This is a genomic window from Sphingopyxis sp. YF1 (genome assembly GCF_022701295.1).
GTDB lineage: Bacteria > Pseudomonadota > Alphaproteobacteria > Sphingomonadales > Sphingomonadaceae > Sphingopyxis.
Window position 1 is genome coordinate 182,060 of sequence record NZ_CP033204.1, and the last position, 24,239, is coordinate 206,298.

Consider the following 24,239-nt stretch of genomic DNA (forward strand, 5'->3'; position numbering starts at 1 on the left):
GCCCGGAGCGCGGCGTCGGCTTCACATGGCGTTGCTGTCGAGTTCCACATTGCGGTCTTTGCCCCACGTCGTCACGCTCGACACCTTGCGGTTCGCCCGGATGATCTCCATCGCGCGCTCGGGCGAGGGCAGGCGGTCCTGCGCGACATAATTGGCCGTCCGGTTGGCGGTAACGAGCCCGATCGCAAAGCGCGGCGATGCGGGCGTCTTGCCTTCAGCGGGATCGGCGATCGACAATTCGGGGCCGACGATCACCGCATTGCCGTTGTCGCCGACCGCGAGCAGGTAGCGTTCGGCATCGCCGTCGGGGCGATAGAGGGTCTGCATCGGTTCGACGATGCGATCGCGGCACCAGCGGGCCGGCCGGGTCTGCGCCCCGCCGATCTTGGCATTGCCGGCCGCGAGCGACAGCAAGCTGCTCATCAGCGCGGCGGCGCCATCCTTCGGTGCGTCCTGCGCGGTGCCATCGAACGTCAGCCTGTCGGGGCAATCGGCGACGGGTTCGGCCGCCGTTGCCGGGGCGATCGTCGACGGCCAGCGAATTTCGGCCAGCGCCTGTTCCATCCACGCGCCGAGTTCGGCGGGGGACCGGGTCTGCGATGATGCGCGAACCTTGACGTAGAATTCGCCGACGGGAAGGAGCATCACGCCGGTGCTGCGATAGGCCGACGCCGCGCCGGGCGCATAGGTCGCGACCAGCCCGCTGGCTGCGGTCTGGCCGGGCGGAGCGAAGGCGCGCACGGGGGCAGCGAGAGCCGGATTGTGATAGGCGTCGCGGATCTCGACCGCCCCCTGTGCTTGCGCGAACCAGAGCGCGACATTCCCGTTGGTGTTGCGATAGACGTAGAGCGACAGGGAGTCGTTGCTGTTCTGCGCGTCGAACTGCAGGCCGACGTCCAGGTCGTCGGGCGCGTAGGCGATGGCACGGCTGCGGGTGTTGCCGCCGAGCGTGGCGGGAACGCTGATGCCGCTATGCTTGTGTTTCCACGCCTTGCCGTTCTTGACCGGCAGCATCTGCTGCGCCGACGCGGCGGACGCGCTGCCGATGCAGGCCAGCGCGGCGACGAACAGCAGGGGCTTCGATGCACGGGTTTTCATCGGGGGCTCCATTCTCTCGCTCGGGACAATTATGGTTTGGGCCAGGTCGCAACCGCGCCCGTCGAACGCCCCGCCTTGGCGAGGTCGAGCACGCGCTGCGGCGCCGGCATCCTGTCCTGCGCCGCCATCAGGAAGGTCTGGGCGGGCGTGACGAAATCGATCGCATAATGCCCGGCCTGAGGCTGGACCGAGAAACCCTTGCCGTTGTCGCCCGCGGCGAGCAGGTAGCGGTCGCGGGCGCCGTCGGGACGATAGACCGCCTGATTGCCCGCGACGACGCTGTCGAGACACCAGCGCGCTGCCGCCAGGCGCGGCGCAGGGGCGGTGGCTGCGGGAGATGCATCGACGGTGGCAGCCTGAAAGTGCAGCCCCGGGCCGCAATCGGCGACCGGCTGGACCGCAGCGGCCGGCGCGCCACGCGGCAGCGTCAATTCACCGAGCACGCCTTCCATCCACTCCGACAGGTCGCCCGGGGCGAGCGTCGCAGAATGGGCACGCAGTTTCACATACCAGCCGCCGACCGCGAACAGCGCAACCCCGGTGCTGCGGACGCCCTCGACGCCGACCGGTGCGAACACGGCCTTGAGCCCGCTGGCGACCGGCTGGCCGGGCGGGGAGAAGGCGACGGGGGCGATGCCATAGGGCGGCGCCTTGAGGTCCTCGCGCAGCGCGATCGCGCGCACCGCCTGCGCGAGCCAGACGGGAACCGCGCCGTTGGTGTCGCGGAAAATATAGACGGTGAGCGATTCGCGGCCGTCGCCGGATGCGAAATTCTGGCTGATGTCGAGTTCGGGCGCTGCGAAGCTCGTGGCGCGGACGCGCGGCAGCTCGTCGAGCGCGGCGGGGATGACGATGCCGCTATGCGCGTGCGTCCATGGTTTGCCGGCCGTTGTCGGCAATGGTTCCTGCGCGGCGACCGGAGTCGCTGCAAGCAGCATCGCCGTAAAAAACGGCCAACAGCAGGTGCTTGCCATCACCCATTCTCCCCCGAACCGCGACAACCTAGCTGTCAGAACGGGAGGGCGCTGGCAAGCGCTGCTTCAGCGGTCAGCCGGCGATTGCGGCCTTGAGCTTGTCGACGAGGTCGGTGCGTTCCCACGGGAAGGCTTCGCCGGTCGCCTGGCGGCCGAAATGACCATAGGCGGCGGTCTGCCGATAGATCGGCTTGTTGAGGCCGAGGTGGGTGCGGATGCCCTTGGGCGTCAGGCGGACGAGCTGCGGGATCGCCTGCTCGATCGCAGCCTCGGTGACGCCGTCGGCGGCAGTGCCGTGCAGGTCGACATAGATCGACAGCGGTTCGGCGACGCCGATCGCGTAGCTGAGCTGGATGGTGCAGCGGCGCGCGAGGCCTGCGGCGACGATATTCTTCGCGAGATAGCGGGTGATATAGGCGGCCGAGCGGTCGACCTTGGTCGGGTCCTTGCCGCTGAACGCGCCGCCGCCGTGCGGGCTCGCGCCGCCATAGGTGTCGACGATGATCTTGCGACCGGTCAGGCCGGCGTCGCCGTCGGGGCCACCGATCTCGAAACGCCCCGTCGGGTTGATGTGATAGACGGTGTTCGCGGTCAGCAGTTCGGCGGGCAGCACGTCGGCGATCACGCCGAGCACATAGGTGCGAAGCTGGTTGTACTTTGCCTCGTCACCCTCGCCATTGTGCCAGTAATAGCCCGGCGCGTGCTGGGTCGACACGACGATCGCGGTCGCTTCGACCGGGCGTTCGTTGGCGTAGCGCAGCGTGACCTGGCTCTTGGTGTCGGGCTCGAGGAACGGGGCGTTGCCCGCCTTGCGGTCGGCCGCCATGCGCTCGAGGATCTTGTGGCTGTAATCGAGCGTCGCGGGCATCAGGTCGGGGGTCTCGTCCGACGCATAGCCGAACATGATGCCCTGGTCGCCAGCGCCTTCATCCTTGTCGCCGCTTTCGTCGACACCCTGCGCGATATGCGCCGACTGGCCGTGGAGGTTGTTTTCGAAGCGGAAGCTTTCCCAGTGGAAACCCGACTGTTCGTAACCGATGTCCTTCACCACCTGGCGTACGGTCTTTTCGATCTCTTCGAGCGCGCCGGGCGCCCATGCGTCATTCTCGAACACGCCCTTGCAGCGGATTTCGCCCGCGAGCACGACGAGCTGAGTCGTGGTCAGCGTCTCGCACGCGACGCGCGCCTCGGGGTCCTTCGACAGGAACAGGTCGACGATCGAATCCGAAATCTGGTCGGCAACCTTGTCGGGATGGCCTTCGGACACGCTTTCGGACGTGAAGAGGAAGCTGTTGCGCATGGAGAGCCTTTTGGATCGAATATAAAGGAAGCTTTATGTGATGCGCCGTTGTTAACGCCCGCGCCGCCGAAAGGCAATGGCGAGCGCGAGCAGCAGCAGCGCGAAACCGACGGGAAGCATGTTGCCGTAGCGCGCGAAGAGCGTGGGCGCGTGCGGCGGCGGCAGGTCGGTGTCGATCCGTCCGGCGGTGTGCATCGGGATCGATTCGAGGATGCGGCCGTCGGCGTCGATCACCGCGCTGATCCCGGTCGGCGTCGAACGGACGACGGGCAGTCCTTCCTCGATTGCGCGCAGCCGCGCCTGCGCCAGATGCTGCGGCGGACCCCACCCGCCGAACCAGGCATCGTTCGAGGGATTGAAGATGAAATCGGGGCGATGGTCGCGGTCGACGGTCTGACCTGAGAAGATGATCTCGTAACAGATTTGCAGCCCCGCCTTGCCAAAGGCGCCGAGGTCGAGCGTCCGCGGCCCCGGTCCCGGCCAGAAATCGATGTCCCCGGGTGCGAGACGCGACAGGCCGATGGCGGACAGCAGTGGCCGCATCGGCAGATATTCGCCATAGGGGACCAGATGGGCCTTGTCGTAGCGTGCGCCCAGCGTTCCGTCGGCATGGAGCGTCATCACCGCGTTGCGCGCGCCGACCGCTTCGCCCTGCTTGTCGAATTCCAGCTTCAGCGCACCGAGCAGGATGACGTCGTCGCGGTTCAGCAGGCTGGTGATCCGCGTGCGGGCGTTAGCGGGCGAGCGGTCGTAATAATAGAGCGGATAGCCGGTTTCGAGATAGTCGGGGATCGCCGCTTCCGGCCACAGGACGAGGCGCGGGGTGTCGGATTTTGGCGTGGTCAGCCGCGCGAGCTTGGCGAAGTTGGCGGCTGCCTTGTCGCCTTCCCATTTGTCCTGCTGGCCGACGTTCGGCTGGACGACGGTGATCGGGACGGGATTGCGCTTCGCTTGCGCCGGATCGTCGGCGGGTGAACCGGTCACGTCACGGAGCTGCGCCAAATGGATAAACGGGGCCGACAGCACAAAAATGGCGGCGAGCGCCCCGCCGAGAATCACGGTCGGAAAGGTGCCATCCCGCAACGAAGGGCCCACCGCCCGCCACCACGTCGGTACCCATCTGATAGCCTGAAGGAGGATCAAGCCGGCGATTAGCATAACGATCGCCGACATGCCGTAAGAACCGACAAGCCGGGTGGGTGACAGGACCGGCATGATTGGCGTGAAAATCGCGCTCAAAGGATTCCACGCGAAACCGGTGAACACCCAACTGCGCAGCCATTCGGTCAGCGCCCATAGCGCAGCAAAGGCGAGGATGAAGGAGAGCGAGGCTGCGGCGCTGGTATCGCCTCTGAACCGCGCGACCATCCACGCCCCCCACGCCGTCAGTGCGGGGTAGACGGCGAGGTAGAGCGCGAGCAGGACCACTGCGATCCATCCCAGCCAGGCCGGCATCGCCGCCTGATAGGTGAACGCAGTCGCGATCCAGTTGAGGCCGAGGGTGAAGTGGCCGACCCCGAAGGCCCAGCCGATGCCGAGCGCGCGGCGTCCCTCCGGGCTGCGTGCCACCAGCGCCATCCAGCCCGCGAGCGCGAGCAAGGTCAGCGGCCACAGGTTCAGCGGCGCGAAGCCGGTCGCGGAGACGAGGCCGAGCAGCAGCGCGAGCGATTTGGGCCAGCGGTCGGCAAGAGCGGCGATGCGGGGGGTCAGCGCGGTCACGCGCTCTGCTTTAGCGGCGTGCCGCGCGGCCCACAATGGCGCTCGCATTTCTCCCGGGCGTGTCGCCGGTGTAAATGGCAGCCGACGAGCGAAGCGGACATCATGGCAAACCAGACCCCGTTCGCATCGAGCGAAGTCGAGATGCCCCTCGGCCGGGCGCGTCCTTGATGTGTCTCGACTTCGCTCGACACGAACGGGCATGGAGGATTGCGCGCTCTCCACCCCGCCGGCGCCGCCCCAAATAGGCCTTTCCTGAATTATCGGGCTGTGCGAGCCTTCATCCGGCGCTTTCATTTGGTGGACAAACCCGGTCGGGTTCCGTTTGCGGGTGCGGTCACGACGAAGCGCGTGACGGGCGCGTTTCGCACTCCTCGAGCGTCCAAATCGGGGATGCAACAGGCTGAACTTCGCTGAACTTTGGAACCACCGCGCGGCGCTCGCGCCAACCGGCCACGCGCTGCCTAAAGCATATATTTCATCTTGATCGACTGGCGCATGTCGCCCGTCACCGCAAAGCTGGCTGCTTTGAAGCTCGGCGGGCCGACGGTGATCGCCGGATTGCGCGAAAAGCCGAAGCCCTCCTTCGGCAGGAAGATCGCGACATCCATCTTGTTGTTGCTGTTCTCGTCGTGGACGACCGCGATCGCATAGGTGCCGGTCGCGGGCGCATGCACCGCGAAATCACCGGCGTCGGCCGCCTTCACCGCCATACGCACCGACGTCTTGTCCTTGCTGCAGTCGGGAAAGGCCTTGGGGTTGGTGGTCAGGCAGACGAGGATCTGCCCCTTGGTGCTGCGCAGTCCGGTGACGCTGACCTCAACCGTCGGCGGCGGCGGGGTCGCGGTCGCGGCGAGCAGCGGCAAAATCGCCAAGCCCCAGATCGGTGCCGCACGCCTTGTCCCAGAAGCGGAAATAGAGTCCATAATTCCCCCGATAGGCGGTGTGGTGTTGCTGATGATGCGTCGCGGTTATCAGCCAGCGTCCTGCGGGTCCATGAACGAGCGCGCGCGGGAACATCTCCCAGCCCATATGATTGCCGACCCCCATGATGGTCATGATCGCGAGCACGAGCCCCAGCACCGCGACATGGACCGGGATCAGGAACACCAGCGCCGGGATGACGATCGCGCCGGTGATCGCCTCGACCGGGTGAAAGCTCATCGCGGCCCATGCGGTCGGCGGACGGCTCTCATGGTGCACCGCGTGCGCGATGCGGAACCAGCGCGGCCGGTGCATCCAGCGATGCGTCCAGTAGAACCATGTGTCGTGGATCAGCAGATAGGCCAGCAGGCTGACCGGCAGATACCAGAGGGGGAAGGCATCGACGTCGGTGTAGATGCGCGTCCAGCCGTGCGCCTGCCACCCCCAGGCAACGATGCCCGCGGGCACGCCATAGATGGCGGCGCTCGCGAGGCTCCAGCCGATCTCGCGTTTCATCTGGCCCTCGAGTCCGCGATAGAGGCCGGGATGCTTCAGCCGCGTCGCGAGCGCAAAGCCGCCGCTGCTGATCAGGTATCGCACCCCGACGATCGCCGTCATCGCGAGCGCGGAGAGCAGGATGGCGGGGGCGGCAGACATGATTTCGGGATAGCGCCTGCACATTGCGGCGCAATCGCTTTGCGCGACGTGCCAAGCGCGGCTAGGACCCGGGCATGACCAGCGCCACTCCTTCCTGCGACATCGCCATCGTCGGCGGCGGGCTCGCGGGTGGGCTCGCGGCAATGGCGCTTGCGGCGAAGCGGCCCGAACTCGACGTGCGGCTGATCGAACCGGGCCCGGTCGGGGGCAACCATATCTGGTCCTTCTTCGACGGCGACATCGCCGAAAGGCATCGCTGGCTCGTCGCGCCGCTCGTCCGCCATTACTGGCATGGTTATGATGTGCGCTTCCCGCGCCACCGGCGCACGCTCCGCATGGGGTACAAGAGCATCACCGGCGAGGCGCTGGCGGAAGCGGTCGCGGCGGCCTTGCCCGCGGGGCATGTCGTCGCCGACCGCGCCAAGCATGTTGCGCCCGACCACATTCTCTTTGCGCGCGGGGGACGGCTGAACGCGCGGCACGTCATCGACGCGCGCGGTGCAGGCAACATGTCGGCGCTGACCTGCGGCTGGCAGAAATTCGTCGGACAGGCGCTGACGGTCAAGGGCGGCCACGGGCTGGCGCACCCCGTGGTGATGGACGCGAGCGTCGCGCAGCTCGACGGGTATCGCTTCGTCTACCTGTTGCCGCTCGATGCGGAGACTTTGTTCGTCGAGGATACCTATTACAGCGACAGCCCCGATCTCGACCTCGACCTCGTCCGTGAACGGATCGGTGCTTATGCTGCGTGGCGCGAGTGGGATGTCGCGGGCGTCTCGCGCGAGGAGAGCGGCGTTCTGCCGGTGGTGATCGCGGGCGATTTCGACCGTTTCTGGCCCGCCGCCGATCGCGTCGCGCGGATCGGCTCGCGCGCCGGCGCGTTTCACGCGACGACCGGCTATTCGCTGCCCGACGCGGTGCGCACAGCGGCGGCGCTGCCCGCGCTCGTCGACGGTTCCGCGCTCGGCGCGACGCTGCGCGCGCGCGCGGCGCGCGGCTGGCGGCGGCAGCGCTTCTACCGGCTGCTCGACGCGATGCTGTTTCGCGCCGCCGAACCCGCCGAACGCGTTCGTATCTTCGAGCGTTTCTACCGCCTGCCGCCGAAGCTGATCGCGCGCTTCTATGCCGGGCAGTCGACGCGCGCCGACAAGCTGCGCATCCTGTCGGGCAAACCGCCGGTTCCGGTCGGCCGCGCGCTGAGCGCAATCCGCAAGCTCGACTGGAAATGAGCCGCCCGATGAGGCGAAGGGCGATCGTCATCGGCGCCGGTTTCGGCGGCCTCGCGCTCGCGATCCGTCTGCAGTCGGCGGGAATCGCGACGACGGTGGTCGAGGCGCGCGACCGGCCCGGCGGGCGCGCCTATCACTGGAAGCGCGACGGCTTTACCTTCGACGCCGGGCCGACGGTGATCACCGATCCGCCGTGCCTGCGCGAACTGTGGGGGCTGAGCGGGCAGGATATGGCGGCCGACGTCGACCTCGTCCCGGTTGCCCCCTTCTACCGCCTCGACTGGCCCGACGGCTCGACCTTCGACTATTCGAACGATGAGGCGGCGCTCGCCGCCGAGATCGCGAAGCTCAACCCCGCCGATGTCGCGGGGTATGAAAACTTCCTGCGCTATTCGAAGGGGGTCTACGAGCAGGGCTATGTCAAGCTCGGCGCCGTCGCTTTCCTCGACTTCGCCGCGATGATCCGCGCCGCGCCCGCGCTGATGAAATATCGCGCCTGGCGCAGCGTCTATTCGATCGTCTCCTCTTATGTGGAGGACGAAAGGCTGCGGCAGGCGCTGTCGTTCCACACGCTGCTCGTCGGCGGCAATCCGATGACGACCAGCTCGATCTATGCGCTGATCCACACGATCGAAAAGGAGGGCGGCGTCTGGTGGGCGCGGGGCGGCACCAACGCGCTGGTATCGGCTATGGTGCGGCTGTTCGAGCGGCTGGGCGGCGATCTGCGGCTCGGGGATCCCGTGACGCAGATCGCGACGCAGGGCGACCGGGCGACCGGCGTGCGCACCGCAAGCGGCTGGCATGGCGCCGCCGACATGGTCGCGTGCAACGGCGACCTGATGCACAACTATCGCGACCTGCTCGATCATCCCCGCGGCGCGAAGGTCGCGAAAGGCCTTGCGCGCAAGCGCTGGTCGCCGTCGCTGTTCGTCGTTCATTTCGGGGTGAAGGGCACCTATCCCGATATCGCACACCACAGCATCCTCTTTGGTCCGCGCTATCGGGGGCTGCTCGACGATATCTACAAGAATGGCGTCGTGCCCGACGATTTCTCGCTCTATCTTCACCACCCGAGCGCGACCGACCCCGGCATGGCACCGCCGGGCCATGCAAGCTTCTATGCGCTCGCGCCGGTGGCGCATCTGGGCAAGGCGCAGGCCGACTGGGACGGAGCTTTCGGGACGCGTTTTGCCGATGCAATCCTCGACGAGGTCGAGCGCCGCGTGCTGCCGGGTTTGCGGGCCAATCTGGTCACGCGTTTTCACTATGCCCCGACCGATTTCGGCCGCGACCTGTCGGCGCATCTCGGCAGCGCCTTCAGCCTCGAACCCTTGCTGTGGCAGAGCGCCTGGTTCCGCGCGCACAACCGCGACGACGTGATTTCGAATCTCTACTTTGTGGGGGCAGGGACGCATCCGGGCGCAGGGATTCCGGGGGTCGTGGGGAGTGCCAAGGCTACCGCGGCGCTGATGCTCGAAGCACCCGCATGATTTTGCCGTTCGCGTCGAGCGAAGTCGGGACGCCCATCGGTCGGGAATCGACGCGGGGTGTCTCGACTTCGCTCGACACGAACGGGTAAGGGAGGATTTATGAAACGCCTTGCCGTCTATTGTGGCTCCGCCACTCCCGCCGACCCCATCTATATCGAAACCGCACGCTACGTCGGGCGCACGCTGGCGGGCCGCGGCATCGGCGTCGTCTACGGTGGCGGCCGGACCGGGTTGATGGGCGCGGTCGCCGACAGCGCGCTCGAAGCCGGCGGCGAGGTGATCGGCGTGATCCCCGAGGCGCTCGTCGGGACCGAGGTCGCGCACACCGGCTGCACCGAACTGCACATCGTGTCGGGCATGCACGAACGCAAGAAGATGTTCACCGACCTGTCGGACGGTTTCCTCACCATTCCGGGCGGGGTGGGCACGATGGACGAATTGTGGGAAGCGATCAGCTGGGCGCAACTCGGCTATCACGCCAAGCCCGTCGGGCTGCTCAACGCCGCGGGTTTCTACAACGATCTGGTCGCCTTCAACCGGCGGATGATCGATGTCGGCTTCATCCGTCCCGCGCACACCGGGATCATGATCGTCGATGCCGGGCTCGACGAACTGCTCGACAAGATGGCGACCTATCAGCCCCATGCGCCGATCTTTGCGATGAAGGCCGACGATCTGTAATGCCCGCAACGGGGGGCTATGACGCGCACGACCTGCACGGCTTCGCGCACGACAGCATCGCCCGGGGTTCGAAAAGCTTCGCGCTCGCCAGCCAGCTCTTCGACCGTCCGACGCGCGAACGCGTCTGGCTGCTCTACGCATGGTGCCGCGCCGCCGACGATCTGGTCGATGGACAGGATCATGGCGGTGCGATGACCCCGGGCCACGATGCGAAGGCCGCGCTCGACCGCATCCGCGCGAACACCGATGCGGCTTACGCGGGGCAACCGACCGGTGATCCCGCCTTCGACGGACTCGGCCTGCTGCTCACCGAGGTGGCGATTCCGCGGCCGGTGATCGACGACATCATTGCCGGCTTCGCTCTCGATGCCGATGACTGGCGTCCGCGCAGCGAGGCCGATCTCTTGCGCTATTGCTATTATGTCGCGGGTGCCGTCGGGGTCGCGATGGCGCTCGTGATGGGGATCGACCCCGCCGACGAGACCACGCTCGACCGTGCCTCCGATCTCGGTATCGCCTTCCAGCTCGCCAATATCGCACGCGACGTCGCCGAAGATGCCGCTGCCGACCGTTGTTACCTGCCGGTCGAATGGCTCGTCGAACTCGACATTCCGCCGGGACAGCATATGCACCCCGCGTTCCGCCCGCGTCTGGCGGTGATGGCCAAATGGCTGTCGGAAATGGCGGAGGAATATGAGGCATCGGCGCGTTGGGGCGCGCGCAAGCTGGGCCCGCGCAGCCGCTGGGCGGTGCTCGCCGCGGCGGGTATTTATGGCGACATCGCGCGCGAGGTGAAGGCGCGCGGCGACCATGCGTGGGACCACCGCGCTGCGACCTCGCTCGCTGCCAAGCTTGGCTGGGTCGCGCGCGCGGGCTGGTCGGTGCTGCGCCGCCCGCCGCAGCGGCGGATCAGCCGCGACGGACTGTGGACGCGGCCGCGCGCCGGGACCGCGGCATGAGCGAACTCGAATGGGTGGCCGTCGCGCTCGGACTGATCAACGTCGCGCTCGTCGTCGCGCGCAGCGTGTGGAACTATCCGTTCGGACTTGCGATGGTCTGCCTCTACGCGCTGATTTTCCATGAAGCGAAGCTTTACAGCGACATGGTGCTGCAAGGCTTTTTCTTCGTCGTGCAAATCTATGGCTGGATCGCCTGGCGCGCGGCGAGCGCGGCGGCGCAGGTTCCGGTGCGCTGGATGGCGCCCAAAGGCCGGCTGGTCTGGGGCGGCGCGATCGTCGCGGCCTGGGCGGTGTGGAGCGCGGGCATGGCGCGCTTCACCGACGCGGCGGCGCCGTGGGTCGACGGCGGCATCGCGATGATGAGCGTTGCGGCCCAATTGCTGATGGCGCGGCGGATGGTCGAAAATTGGTGGCTGTGGATCGGGGTCGACATCCTCGCCATCCCGCTCTTCGCTTCGCGCGGGCTGACGCTCACCGCGGGACTCTATGCGATCTTCCTGCTGATGTCGCTCGCCGGCCTCTTCCAGTGGCGCCGCGCTGCGGCCGCGGCGCGCGGCGCGGCATGACGACGGGATTTCTTCTCGGCAAGTTCATGCCGCTCCACGCCGGGCATCAACTGCTGATCGAGAGCGCGCGCGCCATGGTCGATCGGCTCACGATTCTCGTCTGCTGGCTACCCGACGACCCGATCCCGGGGACGCTGCGGCTGCGATGGGTGCGCGAGCTCTATCCCGACTGTCATGTCGTCGGCCACGATGCCGTCGTGCCGCAGGAACCGGCCGAGCATCCCGATTTCTGGTCGATCTGGGCCGATATCGTGCGTGCCGCGCACCCCGAACCCATCGACCGCGTCTTTGCGTCCGAACCCTATGGCGGGGAGCTTGCGGCGCGCGTCGGCGCACGCTTCGTCCCCATCGATCTCGATCGGACCGCAATCCCCGTTTCGGGGTCGGCGGTGCGCGACGATCCCGCGGCGGCGTGGCGCTGGCTTTCCGAACCGGTGCGCGCGCATTATCGCCACCGCATCGTGCTGCACGGTCCCGAAAGCGTCGGCAAATCGACGCTCGGGGCGCGGCTCGCGCGCCATTTCGACACGGTGCAGATGCCCGAATATGGGCGGACCTATTGCGAGACGTTCGGGACCGCGCTCGACGCCGACGACCTGCTCCGCATTTTCGAGGGGCATGTCGCGATGGATGCGGCGCTTCGCCGCCAGGCCGGCCCGCTGATGATCGCCGACACCGACCCGCTCATGACGCAGGCGTGGGCGATCATGCTGCTCGGCGCGCGCCTGCCCGCGATCGACGCGTGGGACGATGTCGCCGACCTCTATCTCGTTCCCGCGCTCGACCTGCCGTGGCGCGACGACGGGACGCGACTGTTCGGGAGCGATCTCGCGCGGCGCCAGTTCATGGACGCGGCGATCGCCGAACTCGACCGGCGGCACCTGCCGTGGGCGTGGGTGACGGGCGAAGGCGACGCGCGCTTCCAGAGCGCGCTCGCGGCGATCGAGGCGGCGGGGCTCTAACCCGCGTAGGCGTCGCGCAATTCGCGTTTGAGTACCTTGCCGATCGGGCTGCGCGGCAATTCGCCGACCGCCCGGATCGCGCTCAGCCGCTGCGTCTTGCCGACCTTGGCGTTGCAGTCGGCGCGCACGCTCTCGGCATCGGCCCCGTCCTTCAGCACGACAAAGGCGACCGGGGTCTCGCCCCATTCCTCGCTCGGCATGCCGACGACCGCCGCCTCGACGACGCGTTCGTCGGCGAGCAAAATGCCTTCGAGGTCGCTCGGGAAAATGTTGAATCCGCCCGAGATGATCATGTCCTTGGCGCGGTCCATCAGAGTCAGGAAACCGTCCTCGTCGATCCGGCCGATGTCGCCATGGCGATAGAAGAGATTCCCCTCGGCGTCGTGCCAGTGCATCGCCTTGGTCGCGTCGGGGCGGTTATTGTATCCGGTCATCATCGCGGGGCTCCGGCCGACGACTTCGCCGACCTCGCCCTGGGGCAATTCCTTGCCCGTCTCGTCGATCACCTTGGCGATATGGCCCGGCGCCGGACGGCCGACCGTGTGCAGCTTGTCGGGGAACTGGTGCGCTTCGAGAATGAACGCCGCACCGCCCTCGGTCATGCCATAGATTTCGACCAGCCCGCCGGGCCAGCGCTTCAGCACATCGGCCTTGAGCGTCGCGGGGAAGGGCGCCGAGGTGCAATATTTCATGACGAAGCTCTTGAGGTCGAAGCGATCGAAATCTTCGAGCGCCATGATGCGGCGGTATTGCACCGGCACCAGCATCGTGTTCGTCGCGCGCTCGCGCTCGGCGAGTTCCAGAAAACCGCGCGCGTCGAACTTCTTCATCAGCACGACCTGCCCGCCCGAACCGACTGTGGGAAGGAAGCTCGCCATCGTCGTGTTCGAATAGAGCGGCGTCGAGAGGATCGTGACGGCGTGCGGGCCATAGGCGGGCACGCCGCGCTGGATATGCTGCCAGCGCATGGCATGGCTGTGGACGATGCCCTTGGGGGTGCCCGTGGTGCCCGACGAATAGATGATGTTGAAACCGTCGAGCGGCTCGATCGCGACCGGCGCGGGCAACGTTCCGGCAGGTGCCATCCAGTCGTCGAGCGGCGTGCCGGCGTCGCTGCCGTCGATCGCGATGCGATCGCTCGCGGCGACATTCTGACCCTCGAGGCTTGCCGCTGCGGCGCTGTCGAGGAACAGGTGGCGCGCGCCCGTGTCGGCAATCATCGCCGCCATCTGCTCGCCGGTCGCGCTGTTGGTGATCAGCCCCGCGATTCCGCCGGCGCGCAGCGTGCCGAGGATCACGGCCATCTGCTCGACGCTGTTGAGCCCCGCGATCGCGGTGCGATCGCCCTTGGAAAAGCCGTCGGTCTGCAGCCGCGCCGCGATCCGGTCGGTCATTGTGTCCAGTTCGGACCAGCTCAGCCGCCGAATCGGATCGGCCGCGGCTATCGCATCGGGGCGTTCGGCGGCGTGCGCGCGGACGAGATCGGGGAGGGTGGCGAAGTCGCCGGCGAGCAGGTCGGTACTGGTCATGAAGCGATTCGTTAGCACAGCGGGCGCGGCGTGCAACGCGGTGAAGGGCGCGGCGGATCGAAAAGGAGGCGCGCGAAGGGAGGGACGATGACGCGAAGCGGTGGTCGCGCCGCGCCCGGATTGCCGCCGCTCGTCGGTGTCCGGCATGCCGGCGCACGGCGCGCGCAGACGCTTGCGGGGGCGCTTGCCGATGCCGGGTTCCGGACCGTTCTGCTGCCGTCGTTTCACGAGGATGCGCGCGCATGGACCGACGGCTGCTTCGACCTGCTCGCCGTCGACCCGTTCGCCGAAGGCGGCGATGCGCCCGGCATGATCCGGCTGGCGCGCGCGATCGCGGCGCGGCGCCCCCTGCTGGTGCTTTCGGGGCGCGAGAGCCGCGCCGAGCGACTGCTTGCGCTCACCGCGGGCGCCGACGATGCGGTCGGCTGGACGCGGGATCCGGCCGAAGTCGTTGCCCGCATCGCCGGCCTGCTGCGCCGCAGCCGCCTCGCCAGCGGTCAGCTGGGGACGGACGAGCTGCGCATCGACCTGATCGACCGCCGCGTCGAGCGGGCGGGGCGGCTGATCCGCATGCCGCTGCGCGAATTCGACCTGCTCGCCAATCTGGCGCGCGTTCCCGACCGCGCCGTGTCGCGCGACGTGCTGCTGCGGGCGGTGTGGCGAATCGATTTCGATCCGGGCACGAATCGCGTCGCCGTGCACATGTCGCGGCTGCGGGCGAAGGTCGATCGCGGTTTTGCCTGGCCGATGCTGCGCACGGTGAAGGGCGAGGGTTATGCGCTGCGGTCGCGTCCCGATGGTGCTTTGCGCAAGCGGCTGCACGGAATTTGACCGAAATGCTTCTGCGATTTGACCGATCCTGCGCTGCGGCGCGCCGTCGCATGGCCCTCGCTTGACCAATAGTTTCAGCTTGCTACTGACTTCTGACATAAAGAAACCAATGACCCCTGCTGGAGAGTAGCCCGATGCATCCGTCCGTCCACGCCAAGGCAAACCCTGACAAACCCGCGATCATCGTCGCCGAGACGGGCGAGGCGATCAGCTATGGCGAACTCGACGCCGCCTCGAATCGCGCCGCGCAATTCTTCCGCTCGCGCGGACTGGGGCATGAGGATGTCGTCGCCTTCATGCTCGACAACACGCCGCAATATTACGGGCTGACCTGGGGCGCGCAGCGCTCGGGGCTGCGCTACGTCTGCATCTCGTCGCGGCTGACGCAGGACGAAACCGACTATATTCTCGAAAACAGCGGCGCGAAGATGCTCGTCGTTTCGGCGAGCCTCGGCGATGCCGCGCTCCAGCTGACGACCGGGATCGAACGCTTCGCGATGGGCGGCGACATCGCGGGCTGGCCGCGCTGGGAAGAAGCCGTTGCGGCGATGCCGCCGACGCCGGTCGCCGACGAGCGCGCCGGGGTCGACATGCTCTATTCGTCGGGCACCACCGGCCGCCCCAAGGGGGTGCGCGTGCCGCTGCCCGACGATCCCGCGATCGATGCGGCGAACAGCCTCGTCATGCTGGCTTCGGCGGTGTTTCAGATCGACGCGAACAGCGTCTATCTCTCGCCCGCCCCGCTCTATCACGCCGCGCCGCTGCGCTGGTCGATGACGATCCATCGCCTCGGCGGCACCGTGGTGCTGATGAAGAAATTCGATCCCGAAGCGGCGCTCGCGCACATCGAAAAATATCGCGTCAATTCGAGCCAGTGGGTGCCGACGCATTTCGTGCGCATGCTCAAGCTGCCCGAGGCGGTGCGGAGCCGTTACGATACCTCGTCGCTCAAGGTCGCGATCCACGCCGCGGCGCCGTGTCCGATCCCCGTCAAACAGGCGATGATCGACTGGTGGGGGCCGGTGCTGTTCGAATATTATGCGGGGTCGGAGGGCAATGGCATGACCTTTATCTCCAGCGTCGAATGGCTGACGCACCAGGGGTCGGTCGGCCGCCCGATCCTCGGCGCGGTGCATATCGTCGGCGACGATAACGAGACCGAACTGGGACCGCGGCAGGAAGGTGCGGTCTTCTTCGAAAGCGAGAGTGTCTTCGAATATCACGGCGACAGCGAAAAGACCGCGTCGAGCCGCAATTCGAAGGGCTGGTCGACGCTCGGCGACGTCGGCTATCTCGACGAGGAAGGCTATCTCTACCTCACCGATCGCAAGAGCTTCATGATCATCTCGGGCGGGGTGAACATCTATCCGCAGGAGATCGAGAATCATCTCGTGACCCACCCCAAGGTCGCCGATGTCGCGGTTGTCGGCGGCCCGCACGAGGAGATGGGCGAGGAAGTGATCGCGGTCATCCAGCCCGCCGACATGGCCGACGCGACCGACGCCTTCCGCGAGGAACTCGGCGCTTATGCGCGCGAGAAGCTGTCGGGCGTGAAAATCCCCCGCCGCATCGATTTCATGGAAGCGCTGCCGCGCCACGACACCGGCAAGCTATACAAGCGCCTGCTGCGCGACCAATATTGGGCGCGGCCGAACTGACCGCGCGAGTCGGCGGCGGACCGACGGACCGCCGCCTCGATGCTGGAGGCAGATTGATGAAAAAGGCGATGATGACGGCGACGATGGCGCTCGCCGTGACCTTGGCGGGCTGCGGCAAGAAGGAAGCGCCGCCCCCGGCCGATACGGCGACCGCCGATGCGACCGCCGCCCCCGCGGCAGCGCCTGCCGCTACCCCCGCCGCGATCCCGATCGATCCGGCGAAACCCAACGCCTGCAACAAGCTGGCCGACGTCAAGCTCGCCGCCACGATCGACAAGGCGACGAACACGCTCAAAGTCAGCGGGACCGCCAATGCGCCCGTCGCCGGTTTCGCGACCGCGCTCCAGGCGGGCCCGCTCGACAAGATGAACCCGCCGACCCAGATCGTGCTGCTGCGTGCGAATGCGCCCGACGGGGCGACGCCGCAGGTGGTGACGCCGGTCACGCTCAGCCTCGACATCCCGAATGCGCAACCGGCCTACAAGGCGGTGCGTGTGGCTTGTCCGGGCGTGCGCGACGTCGAACTGACGGTCGGCTGAGGCGAAAATGGGAGGGCCAGGGTGACGGACGAACGCGTCGAATTCTTCTTTGACCTGTCCTCGCCCTGGACCTGTCTTGCCTTTCACAACCTGCCGGGCGTGCTCGCACGCACCGGCGCGTCGGCGCGTTACCGCCCGATCCTCGTCGGCGGGGTCTTCAATGCGGTGAACCCCGCCGTCTATGCCGCGCGCGAACAGGCCGACAACCGGCGATTGCAGCACAGCTGGAAGGTGCTGAAGGACTGGGCCCGGCTCGCGGGCGTGCCGATGAATTTCCCGTCGCAATGGCATCCGGCGAAGAGCGTTCAGGCGATGCGTTTCGCAGCGGTGCTCGAGGATGATCAGGCCGCGCTGCTGCGGTTTGCGCGCGCCGCATTCGCAAGCTATTTCGACCGGCAGGAAAACCTCGACGATCCCGATGTGCTGGAAGCGGTGGCGACAGCCGAGGGGCTCGACGGCGCGGCGCTGCGCGCTGCTGCGGCGGGCGACACGGCCAAGGCGCGGCTGCGGACCAACACCGAAGAGGTTGTCGCGCGCGGCGGCTATGGCTCGCCGACGATCTTCGTCGACGCCACCGACATGTATTTCGGTAACGACCAACTGCCGCTCGTCGAGGCGGCGCTCAAAAGGACCCGTGAATGAAGGACCGCATTTCGATTACTCTGCTGGACAATGGCATCGCCGACGTCCGGCTGATCCGCGCCGACAAGATGAACGCGCTCGACGGCGCGATGTGGGAAGCGCTGGCCGAGGCGATCGACCAGCTCAAGGCCACGCCGGGGCTGCGCGTCGTCGTGCTCTCGGGCGAGGGACGCGCTTTCTGCGCCGGACTCGACCTGTCGAGCCTCAGCGCCGATCGCGATCCGGGCGCGAGCAGTGCGGGCGGGACGCTGTCCGATCGTACGCGCGGCGTATCGAACAAGGCCCAATATGCGGCCTGGGGCTGGCGCGAACTGCCGGTGCCGGTGATCGCGGCGGTGCACGGGGTTGCCTTCGGTGCGGGCAGCCAGATCATGGCCGCCGCCGACATTCGCATCGTCCATCCCGACACGCGCATCGCGATCATGGAAATGCGCTGGGGGCTCGTCCCCGACGTCGCGGGGATGGCGCTGTGGCGCACACAGGTCGCCGACGATGTGCTGCGCGAGATGATCTACACCAACCGCGAATTCAACGGGTCGGAAGCGAAGCTGCTCGGCTTTGCGACGCATGTGTCCGACGATCCGCACGCCCGCGCGATGGAACTGGCCGCGGTGATCGCGAACAAGAATCCGCACGCGATCCGCGGCGCCAAGCGGCTGTGCAACATGCTCGCCGACGCCAGCGACGCCGAAATCCTGCAGGCCGAGAGCGACGAACAGGTCAAGGTCATCCGTACCCCGAACCAGATCGAGGCGGTGATGGCGGGGATGGAAAAGCGCGCGCCGAAATTCGCCGACTAGGATGGAACGCCTGACGCCGGGCGCGCCGTGTCGCGCCGGGCGTCAGGCGGGTTCGTCGACCTTCTCGAAATCGTCGAGCCTGTTCAGCGCCTCGCGGGCGATCGCATGCATCTTGGCCGCATTGACTGCCATGCCGTCTGAGGCGTGACCCGAAAGCTCGTCGATGGTGAAGGCGACGCGCGTCCGGTCGGGCGCCAGTTCCTCGAAGGTGAATTTGAGCCCGGTGCTGAGCGCGCCGTCGTCCTCGCTGTAGAGGATGTGGGTTTCGCGCGGGATGTCCATCGTGACCGCAAGCTTTACCTTGTACGCGTCGGGGCGGTTTTTCGGGGCCACCGCCGGCCAGGCGGGATCGCCTTTCTGGACCACCAGCTCATAGAGCCGGGTCGAACCACCATTGGTAACGAGCGGCAACCCGGTGAAGGTCGATCTGTCGTCGAACATCTTCGCGAACACCTGCTCGCGTGGCGCCGCAACCGTCCGGGTCTGGGCGACGAGGTCGCCGATCTTGCCGCACCCGGTGAGCAGCAGCGCTGCCGCGATCATCGCCATCCTGCGCATCATGCCGTCCCCCGCATCGCCGGACCGGATGTAGTCATGGCGTGTTAGGAAAGCGTAACCGGAAGAGGGGCGGCGCCGATCGTCTGCCGGCTCGGCTCCTTGATCACCGCCAGCCGCGGCGGAATGACGGTGCGATAGCCTTCCCTCCCGTCGAGAAAGGAGCGCGTCTCAGGGCTTGATCCCGAATTTCGCATATTCGGCGTCGATCCGTCCCTGTTGCAGGCGTGCGAGCGCCAGGTCGGCCTGTCCGCCCTCGCGATCGTTGCCGCGTAGCAGGATGATCCCGCGCAGATAGAGCGAACCGGGCACGCTGGGGCTGATCTTGAGCGCGGCGTCGAGGTCGGCGCGTGCCTCTTCGAACCGGCCGAGGCGGAAGAAGACCATTGCGCGGCTGTCGAGCACCTGCGCGGGTTCGTCGGTTAGTTCGATCGCGCGCGTGCATTCCTTGAGCGCCGATTCGAGCGCGAAGGCGCGTGTGCCCTTGAGCCAGCAGAGCTCGTTGAGCAGATTGGCGTCGCCCGGGCGCGCCGCGAGCGCCTCGTCGAGCAGGACGGCGCCTTCTTCGGCGCGTCCCGCCTTGCCGAGCGTGTCGGCCTTGAGCCCGACCCAGCCGCGCTTGTCCTTGGCCGTGGCGATGCGTTCGTCGACGATCGCCAGCGCCTCGTCATAGCGCGCGAGTTCGGCGAGCAGGCGGATCTGGAAATCGGTCGCCGACTCCGAACCCGGATCGAGCTCCAGCGCCTTTTCGGCGTCGGCGAGCGACAGCGCGAAATCGCCGGTGTCGAAATAGAGGCCGGCGCGGCGCAGATAGGTATCGGCATCGGCGTCGCGTTTCAGCGCTTCGCCGACATCGGCGATCGCCGCGCGCGGTTCGAAGATGCCGCTGTAGAAGACCGCGCGGTTGAGGTAGCCGTTCGCTTCCTCGGGATCGTCGTCGATCGCCTTCTGGTAGGCGGCGAGCAGCGGCGCGAGGCGCTTTGCCTTCTTGGCTTCGGCAATCTCCTCGGCCCGCGACGGATAGCCCTCGGGCGCGCGGATGCGAAACTCGCGCTGCTTGGCGGCGGCGGTTTGCGCACGCGCCGCGGGCAGGTCGGCGGTGGCGATTTCGGCGCCGCTGGTCCAGATGCTCTCGCTCTGGTCCAGCTTCGCGCCGTCGAGCCGGGCGTCGCGGCGCAGCCGGATGCCCCCGATCGTCATGTCTGCCTGTGCGTCGCCTTCCGTCGCGAAACCGGGACGGGCGGGCAGCTTCAGGCGGATGTGGCGGACGAGCAGGCTGGCGCCGCCGCCCGAGACGGGGATGTCGCGCCAGGCTGCGCGCGTGCGGTCGGCGCGCACCTCGAAATCGGAGATCAGCCCGTCGAGCGGCAGATAGGGGCGCGGTTCGTCGCGCTTCCACAGAAGGTTGCCGATCCCGGAAGCGCGGAGCGTCGTCGTGCCCCTTGCCTCGTCGACCTCGATCGAACGCGTATGAATCTGGCCGTTGTTGACGAAGTCGGAGAGAACACCCTGCGCCATGTCGCGCAGCTGCTCGGGCGTCGCCTGCGCTTTCATCGTCGCGAGGCGCGCCGCAAGTTCGCCGCGCATCGTGAAGTCGAGGTCGAACAGCGGCGGGAAGGCGGTGCCCGCCGACTGGTCATAGGCGATGCTGACCGTCATCTGCGGCCGCGCGGGCTGGCGGACCGGCAGCGGCGCGAGATCGTGCCCGTCGGCCGTCAGCGGCAATGCATGGGCAAAAGGCGGGACGTCGGCGAGGTCCTCGATATGCGTCCCCGCGGTGGTGCCGTCGAGCCAATAGTCGGTGCCGTCGATCGTCGCCTGCACGATGACATGGTCGAAGGCGCCGAGCGTGGGCAGCCGCTGCGACAGCGCGTCGCCGAGCGTCGAATGGACAAGCGTCGGCCGCGCCGCGACGCCGAGGCGATCGAGCGCCGCGAGCAGCAGCAGTGTCTTCGCCTTGCAGTCGCCGTAGCGCAGCGACCATGTCGCCTCGGGCGACTGCGGCACATAATTGCCGTTGGCGAGGCCGTTGTAGAGGTAACGGACCTCGTTCTGGACGAGCGCCAGCGCCTGCGCGGCGCGCGCCTTGGGATCGGCGGTCGCTGCGGCGATCCGGTCGATCGCGGCGGCGAGCGTGCCGCCCTCCTTCACCGTCCCCGCGGTGGCGTAGAGCGGGGCGATGGTGCGCGACAGGTCGGTCCAGTTCGGAAAGGTCGAAAATTCGAGCCCGGGGGGACGCCGGTAACGCAGCGGGGCGTCGGCGGGCATCTCGTCCTGCTTCACCACCGGCTGCGCCTGCGAGAGGATGTGATAGCCGCCCTTGTCCTGTTCGACGGGCGCGACGCCCTTGCCGAACGCCTTCCATTTCACCGGCAAATCCTTGGGCCACAGCACGCGGACCGAACCCTGTGCGATCGCGGCGGGCTTGGCCTGGACATCGACGATCGCCTCGCTGTTGCCCGCGAGCACGTCGCTGCGCTCGACGAGCGTCACCGCAAAGCGCACCGTGTCGCCGACGCGCAGATCCTCGATCGCCGCCGTGGCGGTGAGCAAGCCGTCGATCGTCTTCTGCTCGAAATCCTTTTCGCGGCGCAGCACGGTCAGCTTCAATCCCTGCGCGAGCAGGTCGATTGTCGCGCCGCCGCGAATGATCTCGAGCCGGTGGACGATCAGATCGTCGCGGTCGGGCTGCCACACGAACTGCAGATCGTCCCAGTTGCGCAGCGCGTCGGCCGAAGCGATGCGATAGGCGTGGTCGTTGAAGGTCGATCGCTTGTCGGCCTCGATCAGCACCTGGCTGTCGCTCAGCAGCCAGGGTGTCGCGGCGTCACCCGCGGGCAGCGGACCGGTGGTCGGTACAACCCACGCCGCAGGCGCGGCATAGCTCGGGGCGTCGGCCGCGATAGCGGGCGACGCCAGTCCCAGACAGGAACCGGCAAGAAAAACGGCCATCGAACGCAAGATAAACATCCCCCCTATATGGGGCTCGTCTAGCTTGTTTTGTGCCGCATACCAATGTCTTTGCTATGACCGCCGGCCGAAAAAGAAAAAGATGGTCGTCGGCCGGCGTCTTGTGCCGGAGCGGCCGCAAAAAAAAGGGCACCCGGTCCCCCTCGGACCGGACGCCCCTGTCTCTTTTGGCCGATCCTGCGGATCAGGCGCTGTAGTACATGTCGAACTCGACCGGGCTCGGCGTCTGTTCGAAACGGTAGACCTCGTCCCACTTCAGTTCGACATAGGCTTCGATCTGGTCCTTCGAGAAGACGTCGCCCTTCAGAAGGAAGTCGTGGTCGGCGAGCAGGCTGTCGAGCGCTTCGCGAAGCGAGCCGCAGACGGTCGGGACTTCGCTCAGTTCCTCGGGCGGCAGGTCGTACAGATTCTTGTCCATCGCGTCGCCGGGGTGGATCTTGTTCTGGATGCCGTCGAGGCCCGCCATCAGCAGCGCCGAATAGCAGAGATAGGGGTTGGCCATCGCGTCGGGGAAGCGGAATTCGACGCGCTTCGACTTGGCGCCCGCACCGTACGGGATGCGGCACGAGGCCGAACGATTGCGCGACGAATAGGCGAGCAGCACCGGGGCTTCGAAGCCCGGGACGAGACGCTTGTAGCTGTTCGTCGTCGGGTTGGTGAAGGCGTTGAGTGCCTTGGCATGTTTCACGACACCGCCGATGAAATAGAGGCACATGTCCGAAAGGCCGGCGTAGCCGTTGCCCGCGAAGAGCGGCTTGCCCTTTTCCCAGATCGAGATGTGCGTGTGCATCCCGCTGCCGTTATCGTCCTTGATCGGCTTCGGCATGAAGGTCGCGGTCTTGCCATAGGCATGCGCGACCTGGTGCACGACGTACTTGTAGATCTGCATGCGGTCAGCGGTTTCGGTGAGCGTGCCGAAGGTCAGGCCAAGCTCGTGCTGCGCGGCCGCGACTTCGTGGTGATGCTTGTCGCAGGGCAGGCCCATTTCGAGCATCGTCGAGACCATCTCGGCGCGGATGTCGACGGCGCTGTCGACCGGTGCGACGGGGAAATAACCGCCCTTGGCGCGCGGACGGTGCGCGAGGTTGCCGCCCTCATAGCTGCGGCCGGTGTTCGTCGGCAGCTCGATATCGTCGATCTCGAAGCCCGACTTGTTGTAGCCGGTTTCGAAGCGGACGTCGTCGAACATGAAGAATTCGGCTTCGGGGCCGACATAGACGGTGTCGCCGATGCCGGTCGACGCGACATAGGCCTCGGCGCGCTTCGCGGTGGTGCGCGGGTCGCGGGCATAGCCTTCGCCGGTCGACGGCTCGACAATGTCGCAGAAGATCACGAGCATCGGGGTCGCCGAGAAGGGATCGTCATAGACCGCGTCGAGGTCGGGCTTGAGGATCATGTCGCTCTCGTTGATCGCCTTCCAGCCTTCGATCGACGAACCGTCGAACATCAGGCCGTCTTCGAGCTCGTCCTCGCCGAGGATCGAGGCGACCATGGTCAGGTGCTGCCACTTGCCCTTGGGGTCGGTGAAGCGCAGGTCGACCCACTCGATGTCGTTTTCCTTGATCCGCGCGATGATATCCTTGGGCTTCGTAGCCATCGTCTATGCTTCCTTCTTGCGAAATGGTCCGGCGTGCCGGGGTGTGTTGGGGTTCCAAAAAATGCGAGAGATTAAAGCGCGTCCTCGTTGCGTTCGCCGGTGCGAATGCGGAGCGCGGTTTCGACCGGGATGACAAAGATCTTGCCGTCGCCGATCCGGCCGGTCTGCGCCGCGGCGGCGATCGCCTCGACGACGCGTTCGGCCATGCCGTCCTCGACGATCACCTCGAGCTTCACCTTGGGCAGAAAGTCGACGACATATTCGGCGCCGCGATACAGCTCGGTGTGGCCCTTCTGCCGCCCGAAGCCCTTCGCCTCGGTGACGGTGATCCCGCTGACACCCACTTCGTGCAGCGCTTCCTTCACTTCGTCGAGCTTGAACGGCTTGATGATCGCCTCAATCTTCTTCACGCTTTTCGTCCCCCTTTGGGCTGGCCGCCGCCCTTTGCGCCTCAAGCCGGATCAGGTTGGCCTGGTCCGGCTTGCCGTCGAGTCGGTGCGGTGTCCCGCCATCTTGCACCAATCAAAAGCCGTGCCAATTGGCGAATCGCGGGGTTTCGGCC

At 66.9% G+C, this 24,239-nt stretch carries 22 protein-coding genes; 11 read left to right on the top strand and 11 right to left on the bottom strand.

Annotated elements, in window-relative coordinates; genetic code table 11:
* Nucleotides 1-21: 21 nt before the first annotated feature.
* From EAO27_RS00960 to EAO27_RS00985, 6 genes are all read right to left on the bottom strand, one after another.
* The gene (locus tag EAO27_RS00960; protein WP_242776178.1) at nt 22-1,098 is read right to left on the bottom strand and encodes a hypothetical protein; all 1,077 of its coding nucleotides are present in this window, start codon (nt 1,096-1,098) and stop codon (nt 22-24) included.
* Nucleotides 1,099-1,127: 29 nt separating this feature from the next.
* On the bottom strand, nt 1,128-2,036 hold the full coding sequence (locus tag EAO27_RS00965; RefSeq protein WP_242776181.1) for a hypothetical protein: 909 nt from the start codon (nt 2,034-2,036) through the stop codon (nt 1,128-1,130).
* Between the two features lie 109 nt (nt 2,037-2,145).
* Nucleotides 2,146-3,372 (bottom strand): methionine adenosyltransferase, encoded by a 1,227-nt coding sequence (gene metK, locus EAO27_RS00970; protein ID WP_242776184.1) that lies wholly within the window; start codon nt 3,370-3,372, stop codon nt 2,146-2,148.
* Nucleotides 3,373-3,423: 51 nt separating this feature from the next.
* Nucleotides 3,424-5,091: an apolipoprotein N-acyltransferase gene (gene lnt, locus EAO27_RS00975; RefSeq protein WP_242776187.1), complete on the bottom strand. Its 1,668-nt coding sequence runs from the start codon at nt 5,089-5,091 to the stop codon at nt 3,424-3,426.
* A 461-nt stretch (nt 5,092-5,552) separates the two neighbouring features.
* Nucleotides 5,553-5,963, bottom strand: coding sequence for a DUF2141 domain-containing protein (locus tag EAO27_RS00980; RefSeq protein WP_242776190.1), 411 nt, complete (start codon nt 5,961-5,963; stop codon nt 5,553-5,555).
* On the bottom strand, nt 5,908-6,669 hold the full coding sequence (locus EAO27_RS00985; protein WP_242776192.1) for a sterol desaturase family protein: 762 nt from the start codon (nt 6,667-6,669) through the stop codon (nt 5,908-5,910). Before EAO27_RS00985 ends, EAO27_RS00980 begins: the two co-directional genes overlap by 56 nt.
* 74 nt (nt 6,670-6,743) lie before the next feature.
* On the opposite strand from EAO27_RS00985, the gene crtY reads away from it, so the two are divergent.
* The 6 genes from crtY to EAO27_RS01015 all read left to right on the top strand — a co-directional run bounded on the left by crtY (nt 6,744) and on the right by EAO27_RS01015 (nt 12,556).
* Nucleotides 6,744-7,898, top strand: a complete 1,155-nt coding sequence (gene crtY / locus EAO27_RS00990; protein ID WP_242776195.1) for a lycopene beta-cyclase CrtY — start codon at nt 6,744-6,746, stop codon at nt 7,896-7,898.
* Nucleotides 7,899-7,906: 8 nt separating this feature from the next.
* Complete coding sequence (locus tag EAO27_RS00995) at nt 7,907-9,388, top strand: phytoene desaturase (RefSeq protein WP_242776198.1); 1,482 nt, start codon at nt 7,907-7,909, stop codon at nt 9,386-9,388.
* 99 nt (nt 9,389-9,487) lie between these two features.
* Entirely contained in the window at nt 9,488-10,069 is a 582-nt protein-coding gene (locus EAO27_RS01000; protein WP_242776201.1) for a TIGR00730 family Rossman fold protein, read from the top strand.
* Nucleotides 10,069-11,028 (top strand): phytoene/squalene synthase family protein, encoded by a 960-nt coding sequence (locus EAO27_RS01005; protein ID WP_242776204.1) that lies wholly within the window; start codon nt 10,069-10,071, stop codon nt 11,026-11,028. The genes EAO27_RS01000 and EAO27_RS01005 overlap by 1 nt, the downstream gene beginning before the upstream one ends.
* Complete coding sequence (pnuC, locus tag EAO27_RS01010) at nt 11,025-11,594, top strand: nicotinamide riboside transporter PnuC (RefSeq protein ID WP_242776207.1); 570 nt, start codon at nt 11,025-11,027, stop codon at nt 11,592-11,594. Before EAO27_RS01005 ends, pnuC begins: the two co-directional genes overlap by 4 nt.
* Entirely contained in the window at nt 11,591-12,556 is a 966-nt protein-coding gene (locus EAO27_RS01015; protein WP_242776210.1) for an AAA family ATPase, read from the top strand. Before pnuC ends, EAO27_RS01015 begins: the two co-directional genes overlap by 4 nt.
* Here EAO27_RS01015 and EAO27_RS01020 read toward each other — a convergent pair.
* Entirely contained in the window at nt 12,553-14,085 is a 1,533-nt protein-coding gene (locus tag EAO27_RS01020; protein ID WP_242776213.1) for a class I adenylate-forming enzyme family protein, read from the bottom strand. The two genes, EAO27_RS01015 and EAO27_RS01020, sit on opposite strands and share 4 nt — an antisense overlap.
* Nucleotides 14,086-14,172: 87 nt before the next feature.
* On the opposite strand from EAO27_RS01020, the gene EAO27_RS01025 reads away from it, so the two are divergent.
* The 5 genes from EAO27_RS01025 (at nt 14,173) to EAO27_RS01045 (ending at nt 18,555) form a co-directional block, all read left to right on the top strand.
* Nucleotides 14,173-14,916, top strand: coding sequence for a response regulator transcription factor (locus tag EAO27_RS01025; protein WP_242776216.1), 744 nt, complete (start codon nt 14,173-14,175; stop codon nt 14,914-14,916).
* 134 nt (nt 14,917-15,050) lie between these two features.
* Nucleotides 15,051-16,574 carry an acyl-CoA synthetase gene (locus EAO27_RS01030; RefSeq protein ID WP_242776219.1) on the top strand — a complete coding sequence of 508 codons (1,524 nt, stop codon included), beginning with the start codon at nt 15,051-15,053 and terminating at the stop codon, nt 16,572-16,574.
* Nucleotides 16,575-16,630: 56 nt separating this feature from the next.
* A complete protein-coding gene (locus tag EAO27_RS01035) occupies nt 16,631-17,113 on the top strand; it encodes a hypothetical protein (RefSeq protein WP_242776222.1) in 483 nt (160 codons plus the stop codon).
* Nucleotides 17,114-17,134: 21 nt separating this feature from the next.
* Nucleotides 17,135-17,755 (top strand): DsbA family protein, encoded by a 621-nt coding sequence (locus EAO27_RS01040; protein WP_242776225.1) that lies wholly within the window; start codon nt 17,135-17,137, stop codon nt 17,753-17,755.
* The gene (locus tag EAO27_RS01045) at nt 17,752-18,555 is read left to right on the top strand and encodes a crotonase/enoyl-CoA hydratase family protein (protein ID WP_242776228.1); all 804 of its coding nucleotides are present in this window, start codon (nt 17,752-17,754) and stop codon (nt 18,553-18,555) included. The genes EAO27_RS01040 and EAO27_RS01045 overlap by 4 nt, the downstream gene beginning before the upstream one ends.
* Nucleotides 18,556-18,597: 42 nt before the next feature.
* Here the strand turns inward: EAO27_RS01045 and EAO27_RS01050 are convergent, their stop codons facing one another.
* The 4 genes from EAO27_RS01050 to EAO27_RS01065 form a co-directional block, all read right to left on the bottom strand.
* Nucleotides 18,598-19,116 (bottom strand): hypothetical protein, encoded by a 519-nt coding sequence (locus EAO27_RS01050; protein WP_242776230.1) that lies wholly within the window; start codon nt 19,114-19,116, stop codon nt 18,598-18,600.
* 165 nt (nt 19,117-19,281) lie between these two features.
* Nucleotides 19,282-22,062: a DUF3857 domain-containing protein gene (locus EAO27_RS01055; RefSeq protein WP_242776232.1), complete on the bottom strand. Its 2,781-nt coding sequence runs from the start codon at nt 22,060-22,062 to the stop codon at nt 19,282-19,284.
* 202 nt (nt 22,063-22,264) lie between these two features.
* Nucleotides 22,265-23,677: a type I glutamate--ammonia ligase gene (glnA, locus tag EAO27_RS01060; RefSeq protein ID WP_062176552.1), complete on the bottom strand. Its 1,413-nt coding sequence runs from the start codon at nt 23,675-23,677 to the stop codon at nt 22,265-22,267.
* A gap of 71 nt (nt 23,678-23,748) precedes the next feature.
* Nucleotides 23,749-24,087, bottom strand: a complete 339-nt coding sequence (locus tag EAO27_RS01065) for a P-II family nitrogen regulator (protein ID WP_011540464.1) — start codon at nt 24,085-24,087, stop codon at nt 23,749-23,751.
* Between the last annotated feature and the right edge of the window lie 152 nt (nt 24,088-24,239).

Bases quoted from the DNA above. Each gene is read 5' to 3' on its own strand.
- EAO27_RS00960 (WP_242776178.1), bottom strand. From the start codon at position 1,098: ATGAAAACCCGTGCATCGAAGCCCCTGCTGTTCGTCGCCGCGCTGGCC.
- EAO27_RS00965 (WP_242776181.1), bottom strand. From the start codon at position 2,036: ATGCTGCTTGCAGCGACTCCGGTCGCCGCGCAGGAACCATTGCCGACA.
- metK (WP_242776184.1), bottom strand. From the start codon at position 3,372: ATGCGCAACAGCTTCCTCTTCACGTCCGAAAGCGTGTCCGAAGGCCAT.
- EAO27_RS00985 (WP_242776192.1), bottom strand. From the start codon at position 6,669: ATGTCTGCCGCCCCCGCCATCCTGCTCTCCGCGCTCGCGATGACGGCG.
- crtY (WP_242776195.1), top strand. From the start codon at position 6,744: ATGACCAGCGCCACTCCTTCCTGCGACATCGCCATCGTCGGCGGCGGG.
- EAO27_RS00995 (WP_242776198.1), top strand. From the start codon at position 7,907: ATGAGGCGAAGGGCGATCGTCATCGGCGCCGGTTTCGGCGGCCTCGCG.
- EAO27_RS01000 (WP_242776201.1), top strand. From the start codon at position 9,488: ATGAAACGCCTTGCCGTCTATTGTGGCTCCGCCACTCCCGCCGACCCC.
- EAO27_RS01005 (WP_242776204.1), top strand. From the start codon at position 10,069: ATGCCCGCAACGGGGGGCTATGACGCGCACGACCTGCACGGCTTCGCG.
- pnuC (WP_242776207.1), top strand. From the start codon at position 11,025: ATGAGCGAACTCGAATGGGTGGCCGTCGCGCTCGGACTGATCAACGTC.
- EAO27_RS01015 (WP_242776210.1), top strand. From the start codon at position 11,591: ATGACGACGGGATTTCTTCTCGGCAAGTTCATGCCGCTCCACGCCGGG.
- EAO27_RS01020 (WP_242776213.1), bottom strand. From the start codon at position 14,085: ATGACCAGTACCGACCTGCTCGCCGGCGACTTCGCCACCCTCCCCGAT.
- EAO27_RS01025 (WP_242776216.1), top strand. From the start codon at position 14,173: ATGACGCGAAGCGGTGGTCGCGCCGCGCCCGGATTGCCGCCGCTCGTC.
- EAO27_RS01030 (WP_242776219.1), top strand. From the start codon at position 15,051: ATGCATCCGTCCGTCCACGCCAAGGCAAACCCTGACAAACCCGCGATC.
- EAO27_RS01035 (WP_242776222.1), top strand. From the start codon at position 16,631: ATGAAAAAGGCGATGATGACGGCGACGATGGCGCTCGCCGTGACCTTG.
- EAO27_RS01045 (WP_242776228.1), top strand. From the start codon at position 17,752: ATGAAGGACCGCATTTCGATTACTCTGCTGGACAATGGCATCGCCGAC.
- EAO27_RS01050 (WP_242776230.1), bottom strand. From the start codon at position 19,116: ATGATGCGCAGGATGGCGATGATCGCGGCAGCGCTGCTGCTCACCGGG.
- EAO27_RS01055 (WP_242776232.1), bottom strand. From the start codon at position 22,062: ATGGCCGTTTTTCTTGCCGGTTCCTGTCTGGGACTGGCGTCGCCCGCT.
- glnA (WP_062176552.1), bottom strand. From the start codon at position 23,677: ATGGCTACGAAGCCCAAGGATATCATCGCGCGGATCAAGGAAAACGAC.